The sequence below is a fragment of the Methanococcoides sp. LMO-2 genome, assembly GCF_038432375.1.
GTDB classification, from domain to species: Archaea; Halobacteriota; Methanosarcinia; order Methanosarcinales; family Methanosarcinaceae; genus Methanococcoides; species Methanococcoides cohabitans.
Window position 1 is genome coordinate 454,494 of the sequence record NZ_JBCAUS010000002.1, and the last position, 14,455, is coordinate 468,948.

Here is a 14,455-nt window from a genome sequence, read left to right on the forward strand (position 1 = left end):
AATCCATAAATTATATAAGTAATATCGTTTCAATTAAGGGACACTAAGGGATTGCAACCTTATACACTATTACTCAACATTGAAAGGGCATTCAATGTAAACTGGAGATTTTAGTATCTTAAAGCCAAAAAAAAAAATTGAAGTACGAAATTTAACTAAGATTTTTGGGAAGCGTCCCAAAAAAGCTCTTTCTCTCATCGAAAATGGTTCCTCAAAAAGTGAAATTTTTGAAAAGACCGGTCAGAACGTTGGACTCTACAACGTTAATTTCGATATCTACGAAGGCGAAATTTTTGTAATAATGGGCCTCTCCGGCTCCGGAAAATCCACTCTTTTGCGCTGTATTAACCGCCTGATTGAACCAACCGATGGACATGTCCTCCTTGATGGTGACGATGTGGCCACTGCAACCTCTGAAGAACTGCGGGAAATGCGCAGGAAAAAGATGGGAATGGTCTTCCAGAATTTTGCACTTATTCCCCACAGAACCGTTCTTGACAACGTTGCTTACGGCCTGGAGATACAGGGAGTGTCAAAAGATGAGAGGTATCCTAAAGCGGTAGAAGCAATCGAGACAGTTGGCCTTAAAGGATATGAAGAAAGCAAGACCTCCCAGCTCAGCGGAGGTATGCAGCAAAGGGTCGGACTTGCAAGAGCACTTGCAACTGATCCTGACATCCTTCTAATGGATGAAGCTTTCAGTGCTCTTGACCCCCTCATAAGAAGCGAGATGCAGGATGAGCTGCTTGCACTTGAGGACAAGATGCAGAAAACCATCGTTTTTGTCTCCCATGACCTCGATGAGGCGCTGAAACTGGGCGATCGGATCATGATAATGAATGACGGGAAGATCGCACAGATAGGTACTGCTGAAGAGATCCTTACCGAACCTGCGGATGATTATGTCTCAAAGTTCGTTGCAGGTGTTGACAGAACAAAGATCTTCACAGCAGAAGCGGTGATGAAGCGTGCCGAACCTGTGGTATCGATCAACTCCGGTCCGAAAGTGGCCTTACAGTTGATGAGAGAACATGGAATCTCTTCTATCTTTGTCGTAAACAGGGAGAAGCACGTAGAGGGCATCATTACAGTAGATGATGCAGTAAGTGCTTCCAAAGAAGGAAAGACACTGAGGGACATCATGTCAGATGATGTCACTGCCATTCATCCCGATACACCTTTGAATGAGCTTATCCCGATAATTGAGAACAGTTCACCCCTTGCAGTTACAAGGGATGATGGAAAACTGACAGGGATAATCGTAAGGGGAAGTGTGCTTGGTGCACTTGCCATCGAGGAGGTGTGATCAATGGAATTGACCAGAATTCCGGTTGGCGAGGGCGTAGAAGTTCTTGTTACCTGGATCGAAGCTAATTTCGGATTCTTACTTGATGTTTTCAGTGATGTGACCGATTACATGATCTCAGGCCTTAATGATGGCCTGCTCATGTTCCCGCCGATACTGTTCACACTGATCATCGCAGTTGGTGCATATTTCATTGGGAATAAAGATAAAAGACTTGCAATTGGAAGTGCTGTTGGACTGCTATTGCTGGAGAACCTGGGACTTTGGGAATTATCGATGGAGACGATCGCACTTGTCCTCTCATCAGCATTCCTTGCATTGCTTATTGCAATTCCCCTGGGAATTCTTTCAGCAAAGAACGAGATGATATTCCATGTGCTCAAGCCAATACTTGACCTGATGCAGACAATGCCTTCATTTGTGTACCTTATTCCTGCAGTCATTTTCTTCGGACTTGGAAATGTCCCGGGACTTGTTGCGACCATTGTTTTCGCAATGCCTCCTGCTATCAGGCTTACGAACCTTGGCATCAGGCAGGTTCCCAAAGAGCTTACAGAAGTGGCCGATGCATTCGGTTCTACCCCATGGCAGAAACTTGTCAAGGTGGAACTTCCAACCGCATTGCCAAGCATAATGGCAGGTGTCAACCAATGTATCATGCTCTCACTTTCAATGGTGGTAATTGCTGCCATGATCGGTGCAAGGGGACTGGGTTACCAGGTTCTCATTGGTATCCAGAGGGTCGATATCGGCCAGGGATTCGAAGCAGGACTTGGTATCGTGATCATTGCGATCATACTTGACAGGTTCACACAGCATCTTACGCCTAAGTAAGATGCTTATTTTTCATAACGGCAAAGGCCGTATGATTTCTATACAAAAATGAATTGGAGAATACTATAAGTTTGTGATATTTTGAACAGGAAAACGAAATCATTAATGTTGATTTTAGTATTGATGGTGACCCTTTTTGCTGCAGGTTGTGCAGAGCAGGGTGATGCAAATGAAGATGGAGCTGCTTCTGAAAAACAGGAAGTAACCGTTGGATATGTCCTCTGGGACGGAGAGATCGCAAGTACAAATGTGATCCAGCAGGTACTTGAGATGAAAGGCTATGATGTTGAGATCATTGCAGTTGATGCAGGAGCACTTTACCAGGGTCTTTCACAGGGAGACTTCGATTTCACAACATCTGCATGGTTACCTATCACACAGGAGAACTACTGGAACCAGTATGGTGACCAGGTTGTCAACGTAAGACACAACCTTGAAGGATGCCAGCTTGGACTTGCAGTACCTACATACGTTGAAGTTAATTCCATCGATGAGCTCAATGCCAACAAGGAAGCATTTGATTCAGAGATAATCGGCATCGATCCTGGTGCAGGTATCATGCAGAACACCGAAAATGCAATTGAAGCATACGAGCTTGATTATACACTTATCTCAAGCAGTACAGCCGGAATGACTGCTGAACTTAGCAGGGCTATCGCTGATGAGGAGCCTATTATAGTTACACTCTGGTCACCACACTGGGCATTCGGTCGCTGGGATCTCAAATATCTCGATGATCCTGAAGGTATATTTGGCCAGGCAGATAATGTGGACACCCTTGCACGTATGGGTCTTGAAGAAGACATGCCTGAAGTGTATGATTTGCTCACAAGATTCCAGTGGTCACATGAGGACATTCAGTCTGTAATGCTTGACATGGAGAACGGTATGTCTCCTGAAGAGGCTGCCGCAAAGTGGATCGAGAACAATCCAGAAAAGGTAAACGAGTGGCTTGGTGAGTAATTACTCACCCCACTTTTCATTTTAGCTAATATACATATTTTAGCTACAATACCTGAAAAGGATCTGTGTTCTCTGTCCTTCTTCAAATTTATGTTTGGGTCGGATCAAACAGGGTTTCCTTCCCTATCTTCAATATTTGCATAAAATCCCTGTATCTAAATAATCAGGAGGAAAAAAGTTGAAAAATAAATCAATATACGTGTTAGCATGTTTCATGCTTGCACTGGCTATTATCGGAGCCGGATGTGCATCCGAAAGTAACGAAAATACAGTAGAAGAAACAGAATCTATCGTCCTTGGATATCCTCCATGGGATGATACAAGGGCAAATACCTTCGTAATAAAGCAAGTACTTGAATCAGAGGGATATGATGTTGAGACCGTAAACGCCGATCTTGGTGCTATTTTCCAGGGAGTTGCACAGGGAGACATCGATGTCTTTGCAGGTGCATGGTTGCCGACAACTCAGGGAACTTACTGGGAAAGATATGAAGGTGACCTTGATTATGTTAATAACATAAGCACTGGCGCAAAGATCGGACTGGTTGTTCCAACTTATGTTACTATTGACTCCATAGACGAACTTAATGAAAATAGTGACAAGTTCGAGGGAGTTATACAGGGAATTGAACCAGGTGCAGGAATAATGGCAACCACTGAAGTTGCACTTGAAGAATACAACCTTGATTATGTATTAAGTGCAAGCAGTACAGTTGGAATGGCAACTGAGCTGCAGGATTCCATCGACAATGAAGAGTGGATGGTTGTAACCCTTTGGCAGCCACACTGGACATTTGCAAGAATGGACCTGAAATTCCTGGAAGACCCGAAGAATGTCTATGGCGAGGGTGACAATATTGTTCTCCTGGCAAGAAATGGTCTTTCAGAGGACAAACCAGAAGCATATGCGATTCTTGAAAGATATGAGATGGATATGTCAGATATAGCATCCATTATGATAGACCTTGAACAGGGAATGGATCAGGAAGAAGCAGCTGCAAAATGGATCGAGAACAATCCGGAAAAGGTAAATGAGTGGTTGGGAGAACAATAAGACAAAAACTCCCATTTTATTTTTTTTGTCTGAAAAAGTGATCGATCATAACTATCCAATAACAAGATCACATATTTTATTATTTAGAATTTCTACATATTCATTAATTAAGATTTAAATAAGTTTCATTCTAATGCAATTTGAAAATGGAAAAAGGGTAGAAATAGGCAGAGCCCACCAATTAGCGTTGGTGGACTGCTATATCTTAAAATGTTTTAATACTTCCTGAAGTTCCCAAACTGAAATCTCGGGAAGCCTCTCCAGGATGAAGCATAAAGGTTCCTTCGTAGTTTTAACCGTGGTTGTATGCGACTTCCAAAGAAGTTCATCTCCCCCATACTTATCATAAAAGCACCGATCAGTATAAGCCCACAACCCTTGATAGTGTTCCCAAAGAGAGGATCATTTAGAATCATGTATCCAAAGAAGATACTGCTTACTGGTTCCAGCAATGCAAGCACACTTGTGGTTTGTGCTTTCATGTTCACTGCACCATTTAGGTATATGAGGCTTGCAACAGTCGAGAGTACGAGTCCCATCTGCAAAAGCATCCAAATGTTTTCAAGTAATACCTGACCAGATACCCTGACCGCATATGGGGAAAGGATAAGCATACCCATTAGAGTTGACCAGAACAACAGAGACAATCCTGAGTAGTCTTCTTTGAGATTGTCTATCATCAGGCTGCTAGATGCATTTGAGATCCCTGCTATTATTCCAAAGAAAATACCCAGTGGATAGTTGTCGGCAGCTCCAACAGATGATATGTTACTTGGGTCTATCAGCATTAGTATTCCTACTACTGAGAATAGCAAAGCTATCATGCTCTGGGTACTTATCCTCTCCTTGAACAGCAGTGGTGATGCCAGGGTCACATATACAGGTGATGTATAGAGTAACATGACTGCGATAGATACCCCTGCGTATTTCATGGATAGGAAATATGAAAACAGGCATATAATGTTTAAAATTCCTCTTAAGACCATAGAAGGCTTTTTTTTAGATAAATATAGATCATTATACCTTCTAGTAGCTATAATAAACATTATAATACCTATTAATCCAAAGAAGAATCTATAAAACAGTATGGAACCGGTATCCATCCCATTTATACCTTCTAATAGCACACCAACGCATCCATACATAATACATGATGTAATAATGTATATAGAGGGTTTATTTGAGTTTCTATCCATTCTAATCATAAGAAGCCCTGAATAGCAAACCTAGTATATATACATAATTGAAATTAAAAACTATTAAGAATACATAAAATGATTATAGGTTCTTAAACCCATTAATATACAATAAAATAAATTATAAAGGAGAATTTATATAATTCGGATTTTTTTGATGATCTTATTAAGATTGAAGCGTTTAGCCATGCTACAGGCTAAAGTTAATAGTGATTTTTGAGATATTGAAATAATTATAGCAACAACAAAACGACTATAAGTAGCAGGGTTCTAACAATGAGAACGGAAACAAAATAAGCGCTTTGTCCAAAAAATAAGGTATTTATCGGACAAACGCCCGAATTTTCGGTCAAAAATACGTTTTTTCGGACAGAATCATGAATATTCGGACAAAGTGCAAAATAAGGATTTTAAAAAAAAGTAATAGTAGTGCAACTATAACTCGGTATGAAAGTATCGAAAACAAGGATTCATGCTTTCAATTTTCGATACCAGATATTCATGCTTTCAATATCTCCACCAATGTTGGTATTGTTCACAAGTCTTCCACAATATTCATATCCGCATTTTGCAAACACAATGTTCATTCCGTAAGAGCTGGCTCTTGCAATGGTAAATGCGGTCCTTATGCCCATTGACCTCATTTCTTCTGCCATTTTCATAAGCAAATGTGAAGAAAGACCCTTTCCACGGAATTCAGGCAATGTTGCAAAATCGGTCATTTCTACAGCTGAATGGTCATAGTCGATCTCAGCAGAAGAAAGTGCAACTACTTTTTCATCCTTGAAAACACCGAAATATACCACATGGTCTTCCATTGTCTTTAACAGATAATTAGGGTCATGTATAGGAAAAGGATATGTATCAAATGTTTCTTGATATACCTCAGCCATATTTTCAATGTCCTGTTTCTCGCATTTCCTTATGGAATATCCGAATGGAAGAGTTGGATTCAAAAACTTTTCTTTTGACAGAGATTTTTTGATAACCTCCTCATGCATTTCATCCAGAGAGTCAATGCTTCTCTTCTCATCAAGAAACTTGCTCATGATGACAGCATCCTCTCCCCCGTAATATCGCGGGATAGATGCTTCACAAAGATAGTTGCGAGCACAAAGGAGGTCTTTGAAAGACCCCGGAACCTTTGTGAAGATCTTGGAATAACCTTCCTTTTCCGCAAGTGAATCCATTTTATCCAGAAGTGAAGGCATGTCTGCCGGATCCAGTTTCATGAGATAGATCCGGTCGTTATATCTACCGTGCTGGATAATGGAATTTCCTATTTTTTCAATTGAATCCATTAAGCCCGTCTCTCCATCCTGGCATTATCTTCAGGAACAAGACTGGTAGTATCATCATGGTCCGCAAGCAACTTAGCAATACCAATTCCCTTGTATTCTGTGGCATCGTCAAGTTTAAGTTGAAGACAACAATCGTCGCATTTGCGATCACAATATACCTGTTTGTATGACTCTGGTTCCTTGTAGGTGGTAATAACACCTTCATAATTACGAAGGATAACGCGATTCGTTGACCATGAGATGATGTAATTTGGCATGACAGGTATCTTTCCACCTCCATGAGGAGCATCGATCACATAGGTAGGAACTGCAAAACCACTTGTATGGCCGATCAGGTTCTCCATGATCTCTATTCCCTTGCCTATAGGGGTCCTGAAATGTGAAAGACCTTCGGAAAGGTCACATTGATACAGGTAGTACGGACGGACACGGTTCTGGACCAGCTTGTGGACCAGCTTCTTGATAATTCTCTGGCAATCATTCACACCTGCAAGAAGTACCGTCTGGTTTCCAAGAGGTACACCTGCATCTGCAAGCTTTTGAAGTGCCTGTCTGGAAGAGGCAGTAACCTCTCGCGGATGGTTGAAATGAGTATTCAACCAGACAGGATGATGCTTTTTCAAGACCTCAACAAGTTCATCTGTTATACGATATGGAAGTACAACAGGCATCCTGCTGCCGATTCGGATCACTTCCACATGAGGAATGCTACTGATCTCAGTAAGGATCCAGTCCAGGTAATCATCAGATAGCATCAAAGGATCACCGCCGGACAATAAAACGTCCCTTATTTGTGGAGTGTTCCTGATATATTCGATACCTTCGAGTACCTTATCTTTTCCAGGGATACAATCAATGTCCCCTACTTTTCGTTTACGTGTGCAATGGCGGCAATACATCGAACATACATTGCTTATGTGGAAAAGTACCCTGTCAGGATATCTGTGAGTTATGCCCTCAATAGGGCTATCCGTATCTTCTGAAAGAGGATCTTCAAGTTCCTCATCTGATACACTTAATTCTTCAGGTGAAGGGAACGACTGGAGAAAGATAGGGTCATTCCTGAAATCATCAGAGTCTATCAGCGATAGATAATAAGGGGTGATAGACAATGGGAATTTTTCAAGGGTTTCCTCGAGCTTTGCTTTTTCAGAAGGTTCAAAACTGATCCCGAGAAGTTTCTCGAAAGTCTCAATATCCTTAATAGAATGTTTTAACTGCCAATTCCAATCTTTCCATTTGTCCAGAAAGTCATCAGAATCGATCATTGTTGCTATTTCTTTTTGTTGCTTACTGTATTTTTCCATCAAATACCACTGCTAAGGTTTCGGCTTAAAGCAGCACCTAGTAACTTGAAATCCAAAATTGGCATAAAAAAAGCATATTGGACCCAAAATAACAGATGCTTTTAGTCATTTACAATTGACTTTAGCCTATAAAATAAAATACACCTACTCTATATTGGTTGTACAGGCTATAACTTGAAGTTGACCACTAATATACTTTACCCCATAATGCAAAGCCTTGAAATCAGACTATAGAAAATAAAATAAACACATCTATCAAGCCTTTATTTTTCACCCATACAAGACACATTCAGCCCTGACATAAATAACAGAAACACCTTTCACGGAAAGCTTATCCCTCACAAGCTCTTCAAGCTCCCCTATCCTGCCCTCAGCAAGCTCCGGATCATTGAAATCAAGGATCGTGACATCATCGCAGAGAGCCTTGACAGCTTCCGTAAGGTCAGGTGTGGATTGCCCGCCTGTCATTGCCGCGGTCCTGTTGTCCAACACCATCACCAGCACGTCACGATTGTTCTGTACAGCATTTATCAGACCAACAATACCTGAATGTGCAAGTCCAAAATCACCTATGACAGCAACGGACTTCTTTTCAAAACCTGAACCTGTGGAAATAGCGGCACCAAGTGCAAAGCCGACATCAACGGCCTCAAGGGGTTCTGGAGCACTGCGTATGGAGCAGCCCATGTCGCCTGCTATCAGGATATCCAGATCGTGAAGCATTCTGTAGACCGGCAGGAAAAGACAATCATCACATAAGGAGCGAGCTCCCCTTTTCTCTATAGTTTCGACCTCAGTATATTCAGCCACATTCTCCTTATCGCAATTCCCGATGGCAAAAGAGATGTTCTCTTTTTCGATGCGACCATAGGGTAGATGACCAGTTATCTTTCCCAGTACGTTCTCGCAGATACTGATGTGGGATTCGATGAAGGGTTCACTTTCTTCGATGACAATGACCTTTTCATGGTCGGATATGAATTGCCTCAATTTCCTGAGAGGAAGCGGGGATACAACATTAAGTGAAAGATGTGAGACATCGGGGTGGGTTTCACCAAGTATCTCATCCACGAGTGCAGATGGATAGCCGGAAGAGATAATTCCTACTTTGCTTGATCCTTCGGCTTTGACAGTTCGGGTCAGCGGGTCGTTCTCTGCTTCGTCCAGGAACAGTGGCTGTGCATGTAAGTGGAAATGCTGGTGCTTGCCACGCATTGTAAGTTTCCAGATGGACCTGTCAAACGTAACCTCTGTCTTCTCGATAGGGGATGACCTTGTTACAGGTCCTGTGGCCTTCTCCAGACGGTCGGTTATCCTGACTATAACAGGAACCTTTGCACTTTCGGAAAGCTCGAAAGCCCTTACAAGGGAATTGTAGGTGGCATCCGGATTGGAAGGGTCAAAGACAGCGACCTCGGCAACCTCACCGTACCAGCGGGAATCCTGCTCATTCTGTGATGCCAGGACACCGGGATCATCTCCTGCTACGATGACCACACCGGCACCGATGGTATGAGTAACAGATGTGACAAGGGGGTCGGAAAGGACGTTCATTCCCACATGCTTTGTGAGAACAAGAGATCGTTTGCCTGAAGCGGAAGCACCGAGTGCTGCTTCCAGAGCGACCTTCTCATTGGTCATCCACATTGTGGTGATCTCAGGACCGGTGTGCTTCTCAAAATAGTTCATTACGACAGTGACAGGAAAGCCGGCAACTCCTGTGACCATCTCCACCTTGCTGTCGATCAGTCCAAAATAGAGTGCTTCAAGTCCTGTGATCTCTGAAGTCCCGATCTCCCTGTCAGTGATGTTCATAACTTTGCTTCCAGATCTACTGATTCGTCAGGTCGTGCGAACCATGCAAGTGATGCAAGAGCACCGATCACACCGTTACCTCCGAGCCTGACATCAACACCATTCTTCTGTGCATGTTCCATGGCGATATCCTTGGTAAGCTCGCCACTGCGACACATGGTGCTGTATTCCTCCATTTTGGAGGCTTCAAATGATGATAGTACGACCATTCCGGTCTCATCGGACACACTGTATTTGAGGAGTGCAGCTTCAAGATTCTCAAGGAGCTCTTCCTTTGCTTCCTTGCTGACACAACCGAACTCCAGCACAGTGGAAACACAGTTCTGCGTCTTTGCAGATACCGGGAAAAGCTGTACAAGTGAATGTGAAAGATAGACGGATTCATTGCAGTTGAGCGCAGTTGCAATGTTGTGGGTCATGGACCAGGTGGCACCCTCTTCCTTTGTGTCGGTATCATCGATCCCGATAAGGACACGCTCACGCCTTGGAACTACTATAGTTCCTTTGGCAGCTTTTCCGCCACCGGATTCGCTCACATCATAGCGCAATACTCCCTGTGCGAATGCCCTGCATTTGGTAGCTCCCACGCCACCGCCACCAAGGCCTGCATAGGTGATGGAGACCTCATCGCCTTCGACCACGACGGACTCAATTCCTGCAGCAGCCACAGATGGCTGAAGTGAAAGGTCGCATGCCCCGGTGCTCATAAGATAGCGGGTCATGTCACCCACAGCCCTTGCCTGCTGTATCAGGGGCGACCTTGCATAATGAAAACGTGACCATGCAGCCCCGCTATAGCAATTGGTATGTTCAATGATCTCTGCGTTCTTGTTTTCCTCGTCGCAGACTACATATATGCCCCTGTAAGGTATCGTATAGGGGTCTGTAAGTTCTACTTCTTTCATCTGCTTTGATAATTACAGGCAATGGTTTAAAAGTTTTGTTAAATAGCTGCTTTATAACAGGAAATAAGGTATTTTTTGATTCGAAGCATAAATTTCCAGTTAAAGCCACAGATCCCTGATCTTATTGATCTTTCAGGTAAAGCGCAATTCCCAACAAGTATATAATTAATTAACTTAATTAACTATTATGCCTGATCAACTATCCTTTGAAAATGTTAGCATATACTACAACAAGATCGTCAATGATGGGAAAATTGACAATCGCAGGGACCTGAGTGCAAGATTATACCTGTACCTCACTCAGATCAAAACGCTAGGTGACCCAACCATGTCAGAACTGGCAAGCAGCGTTAGAGTATCAAAACCTGCTGTAAGCAATGCGGTCAAAAAACTCCAGGAGATGGGACTTGTTGATATCCGTGAATCTACGAAGGACAGGCGTGTTTCCCACCTATGCATTTCCGATACTGGAAAAGAGGTTCTTGAGGTTCTTGATTCTGCAGATCAACAGTTCTTCAGAAAGATAGAGGAAATACTGGGTGATGACGACTTCAAGCTATTCGCAAATTTGTGGGAAAGGATCTCACAGGGACTCGAAGAGGAAACTAAATCGTAAGTTACAGGGGACTGACAGTTGAAAGGGTATGAGGTCGGATAAAAACTCAAAGGTGAAAAAGATGAGCAGAAATGTTATTTTGTATATTGCAATGAGTATGGATGGCTACATCGCACGAAAGAACGGTGATGTTGACTGGCTGGAAGGTGATGGCTCTGAACCTGATGCGGATATTGGTTATGATGAATTCTACGGCTCCATTGATACAGTGATCATGGGTCGGAAGACATACGACCAAATACTTACTTTTGGGGAATATCCGTACAAGGGAACCAGAGGATACGTTTACACATCCGAAAAAAGGGACAACAACGAAGATGTTGAATTTACTGATGAAAATGTAGAGGATCTCATCGGGAAACTAAAGAAAGAGGATGGGAAAGACATCTGGTTAATAGGCGGTGCAGGGGTCATTGATGAATTCATTAAGAAAAATCTGATCGATGAATACTTCATTTCTGTTATACCATGTGTCCTGGGAGGAGGCATCGCTCTTTTCAAAGACAACAATCCCGAGATCAAGCTGAAACTGTTAAAGACTGAAGCTGTGAACGGAATAGCAATGCTCCACTATGCAAAAAGGTAAGCGGTATTCCTATGGACCAATTCATTGAGATAAAAGGAGCAAAAGAGCACAATCTAAAGAATGTGTCAGCTAAGATACCTAAGAATAAACTGGTTGTTTTAGCTGGTCCATCTGGTTCTGGGAAGTCGACTTTTGCCATGGATATATTGCAAAGAGAGTGTCAGCGGCAGTATATGGAATCAATGGGATTGGTTACCGATGGCATGAGTAAACCAAAAGTTGATGAGATCATAGGATTGTCACCTTCTATTGCCATTAGCCAGAGGTTAACAAACAGAAGTCCCAGATCAACCGTAGGAACATCAACAGAAATACTCACTTATTTGAGAGTATTATATGCAAAGTTAGGGGAAAGACCATGCCCAAACTGTGGTCATATTGTAAAACCAGTATTTCAGGATGATTCGGACTTCGAGGTTGAGATTGAAGATCTGGATGATCAGCACTCTGATGAGGATTTCCAGGATGGAGAGTTTGTTGCATGTAACAACTGTCATACAAAGCTCCCAAAATTGAAAATGGCTAGCTTTTCCTTTAACAAACCAGATGGATTTTGTCCAACCTGTTCAGGTTTAGGTGTAGTTAGTACAATTGACTTGACACCTATTTTAGATAAGAACCTGTCAATAAAAGAAGGTGCTGTAAAGTTATGGGGAGATATCTTTGGAGAACATTATTCCAAGGTGTTTGAAACGGCAGGGAAACACTATGGAATAAAGCTGGATGCTTCAAAACCAGTAAAAGATTTCAATGAAATTGAACGATTGGTCTTTTATCATGGAGTTGAAAGTGAAGAGTTCAAGAAACTTTATCCAGACAAGAAAACTCCGAAAAGGGTCATGGATGGTAAATTTGAAGGCATAATTACCTTCATGAAAAAGAAATCTGCTGACAATATCCAGAAAGGCATCTCCAACAAAAAGATAGGAGCCTGCTTTAAGATGCAGGAATGTAGTGACTGTGAAGGAACTCGCCTTCGTAAGGAAAGCAGGGAAGTAACACTGAACAACAGATCTATTGTTGAATTATCGAACTATACGATTAAAGAGCTTCTGGAGTGGACAGATAGCATACCTGCGAACTTAACTGAAGAAAGTCTGATCATCGCAAAACCAGTACTTTTCGATATAAGAAAAAGAATCCTGGGTTTAGTGAACATCGGATTAGATTACCTGACAATTGGCAGAGCCATGACAACGTTATCCGGAGGAGAAGCTCAAAGACTAAGGCTGGCCTCCCTACTGGATTCTGGGTTAACTGGCGTGTTATATGTTTTAGATGAACCAACCACCGGACTTCATCCAAAGGACGTGGATAAACTAATTCATTCTTTGAAGAAATTAAGGGATCTTGGTAATACAGTACTTGTTATAGAGCATGACCTTGATTTCATAAAAGAAGCTGATCATGTGATTGATTTTGGTCCTGAGTCGGGTATTGAAGGAGGTCAAATTATAGCAGAAGGAACACCTGAAGAGATTAAAAATAATCCGACTTCAATTACTGGTAACTATTTAAATGCAAAGAACAGGTTAGTGAATGAAAATAAAGCATCAGTAAGAGATAAAATAAGTATTTTTAACGCTTACGAGCATAACTTAAAGAATGTAGATGTTTTCATTCCATTAAAGGAATTAGTCTGTTTCACAGGAGTTTCCGGTTCTGGTAAATCAACGTTGGTTTTTGATGTTCTGAATAACTGGATCATGAAGGAAAAAGTAAAGTGTGAAAAGATAGATGGACTTGGAAAAATTAGCAGGGTTATTAAAGTTGATCAAAAACCAATAGGAAGAGCTTCAAGATCAAATGTAGCTACTTACACCGATATTTTCACACCGATCAGAACACTTTTTTCAGGACTGGATGATGCAAAAAAGAGAAACTTGCATAAAAAGCACTTCTCCTTCAATATAAAAGGTGGAAGATGTGAGAAATGTTTCGGGCTGGGAGTGATCAACTTAGACATGCATTTTCTCCCGGATACTGATGTTCCTTGTCCGGTTTGTCATGGTAAGAGGTTCAAGAAAGACGTATTACAAGTTAAATATAAAGGATACAGCATCTCGGATATTTTGAACAGATCAATTGATGAAAATATTGAGATATTCAAATCTAAACCAGCTATTCATAATAAGTTAATGACGCTTAAAGAAGTCGGACTTGGATATTTAGAATTAGGACAATCAACAAGTACATTATCCGGAGGAGAGTGCCAAAGGATAAAACTATCCAAAGAGTTGGGAAAAACTAGTGATGAGAATACGTTGTTCTTATTAGATGAACCAACATCAGGATTACATCCACGTGATATTGACAAATTAATCAGGTTACTCAAGAGAATTGTTAGAGAAGGGAATACAGTTCTAATTATTGAACACTCTTTAGAAATGGTATCCAATGCCGATTGGATCATTGATTTGGGCCCTCAAGGTGGAAGTGATGGAGGTCAGATTATTTTTGAAGGAACGCCTATGGATATAATGGAATGTGAAGCATCCTATACGGGTAAATATCTAAAGTCCTTTCTGAATTAAGGGCAAAGTCTCAGATATAATTGATACAAGGAATTCAA

The 14,455-nt window shown here is 41.8% G+C and carries 12 protein-coding genes; 7 read left to right on the forward strand and 5 right to left on the reverse strand.

Annotated elements, in window-relative coordinates:
- Window positions 1-223 precede the first annotated feature (223 nt).
- The 4 genes from WOA13_RS02410 to WOA13_RS02425 all read left to right on the forward strand — a co-directional run bounded on the left by WOA13_RS02410 (window position 224) and on the right by WOA13_RS02425 (window position 4,157).
- Window positions 224-1,306 carry a quaternary amine ABC transporter ATP-binding protein gene (locus WOA13_RS02410; RefSeq protein WP_342126884.1) on the forward strand — a complete coding sequence of 361 codons (1,083 nt, stop codon included), beginning with the start codon at window positions 224-226 and terminating at the stop codon, window positions 1,304-1,306.
- 3 nt (window positions 1,307-1,309) lie between these two features.
- Window positions 1,310-2,140, forward strand: a complete 831-nt coding sequence (locus WOA13_RS02415) for an ABC transporter permease (RefSeq protein WP_342126403.1) — start codon at window positions 1,310-1,312, stop codon at window positions 2,138-2,140.
- A 105-nt stretch (window positions 2,141-2,245) separates the two neighbouring features.
- On the forward strand, window positions 2,246-3,103 hold the full coding sequence (locus WOA13_RS02420) for a glycine betaine ABC transporter substrate-binding protein (RefSeq protein ID WP_342126404.1): 858 nt from the start codon (window positions 2,246-2,248) through the stop codon (window positions 3,101-3,103).
- Between the two features lie 178 nt (window positions 3,104-3,281).
- The gene (locus WOA13_RS02425) at window positions 3,282-4,157 is read left to right on the forward strand and encodes a glycine betaine ABC transporter substrate-binding protein (RefSeq protein WP_342126405.1); all 876 of its coding nucleotides are present in this window, start codon (window positions 3,282-3,284) and stop codon (window positions 4,155-4,157) included.
- Between the two features lie 215 nt (window positions 4,158-4,372).
- Here the strand turns inward: WOA13_RS02425 and WOA13_RS02430 are convergent, their stop codons facing one another.
- The 5 genes from WOA13_RS02430 to mmp11 form a co-directional block, all read right to left on the reverse strand.
- Window positions 4,373-5,362: a DMT family transporter gene (locus tag WOA13_RS02430; protein ID WP_342126406.1), complete on the reverse strand. Its 990-nt coding sequence runs from the start codon at window positions 5,360-5,362 to the stop codon at window positions 4,373-4,375.
- Between the two features lie 461 nt (window positions 5,363-5,823).
- Window positions 5,824-6,654 carry a putative beta-lysine N-acetyltransferase gene (ablB, locus tag WOA13_RS02435; protein WP_342126407.1) on the reverse strand — a complete coding sequence of 277 codons (831 nt, stop codon included), beginning with the start codon at window positions 6,652-6,654 and terminating at the stop codon, window positions 5,824-5,826.
- Window positions 6,654-7,961 (reverse strand): lysine 2,3-aminomutase, encoded by a 1,308-nt coding sequence (kamA, locus tag WOA13_RS02440; RefSeq protein ID WP_342126408.1) that lies wholly within the window; start codon window positions 7,959-7,961, stop codon window positions 6,654-6,656. The genes ablB and kamA overlap by 1 nt, the downstream gene beginning before the upstream one ends.
- Before the next feature lie 270 nt (window positions 7,962-8,231).
- Window positions 8,232-9,776, reverse strand: a complete 1,545-nt coding sequence (locus WOA13_RS02445; RefSeq protein ID WP_342126409.1) for a thiamine pyrophosphate-dependent enzyme — start codon at window positions 9,774-9,776, stop codon at window positions 8,232-8,234.
- Window positions 9,773-10,681, reverse strand: coding sequence for a methanogenesis marker protein 11 (mmp11, locus tag WOA13_RS02450; RefSeq protein WP_342126410.1), 909 nt, complete (start codon window positions 10,679-10,681; stop codon window positions 9,773-9,775). Before mmp11 ends, WOA13_RS02445 begins: the two co-directional genes overlap by 4 nt.
- Window positions 10,682-10,868: 187 nt before the next feature.
- Here mmp11 and WOA13_RS02455 point away from each other — a divergent pair, with 187 nt between their 5' ends.
- The 3 genes from WOA13_RS02455 (at window position 10,869) to uvrA (ending at window position 14,417) form a co-directional block, all read left to right on the forward strand.
- Complete coding sequence (locus WOA13_RS02455) at window positions 10,869-11,297, forward strand: MarR family winged helix-turn-helix transcriptional regulator (protein ID WP_342126411.1); 429 nt, start codon at window positions 10,869-10,871, stop codon at window positions 11,295-11,297.
- Window positions 11,298-11,358: 61 nt separating this feature from the next.
- Window positions 11,359-11,883: a dihydrofolate reductase family protein gene (locus WOA13_RS02460; protein WP_342126412.1), complete on the forward strand. Its 525-nt coding sequence runs from the start codon at window positions 11,359-11,361 to the stop codon at window positions 11,881-11,883.
- A gap of 11 nt (window positions 11,884-11,894) precedes the next feature.
- Window positions 11,895-14,417 (forward strand): excinuclease ABC subunit UvrA, encoded by a 2,523-nt coding sequence (gene uvrA / locus WOA13_RS02465; RefSeq protein WP_342126413.1) that lies wholly within the window; start codon window positions 11,895-11,897, stop codon window positions 14,415-14,417.
- Window positions 14,418-14,455: the final 38 nt, after the last annotated feature.

Coding starts and splice junctions, on each gene's coding strand:
- WOA13_RS02420 (WP_342126404.1), top strand. CDS start 2,246: ATGTTGATTTTAGTATTGATGGTGACCCTTTTTGCTGCAGGTTGTGCA.
- ablB (WP_342126407.1), bottom strand. CDS start 6,654: ATGGATTCAATTGAAAAAATAGGAAATTCCATTATCCAGCACGGTAGA.
- WOA13_RS02455 (WP_342126411.1), top strand. CDS start 10,869: ATGCCTGATCAACTATCCTTTGAAAATGTTAGCATATACTACAACAAG.
- WOA13_RS02460 (WP_342126412.1), top strand. CDS start 11,359: ATGAGCAGAAATGTTATTTTGTATATTGCAATGAGTATGGATGGCTAC.
- WOA13_RS02430 (WP_342126406.1), bottom strand. CDS start 5,362: ATGATTAGAATGGATAGAAACTCAAATAAACCCTCTATATACATTATT.
- mmp11 (WP_342126410.1), bottom strand. CDS start 10,681: ATGAAAGAAGTAGAACTTACAGACCCCTATACGATACCTTACAGGGGC.
- uvrA (WP_342126413.1), top strand. CDS start 11,895: ATGGACCAATTCATTGAGATAAAAGGAGCAAAAGAGCACAATCTAAAG.
- WOA13_RS02445 (WP_342126409.1), bottom strand. CDS start 9,776: ATGAACATCACTGACAGGGAGATCGGGACTTCAGAGATCACAGGACTT.
- kamA (WP_342126408.1), bottom strand. CDS start 7,961: ATGGAAAAATACAGTAAGCAACAAAAAGAAATAGCAACAATGATCGAT.
- WOA13_RS02415 (WP_342126403.1), top strand. CDS start 1,310: ATGGAATTGACCAGAATTCCGGTTGGCGAGGGCGTAGAAGTTCTTGTT.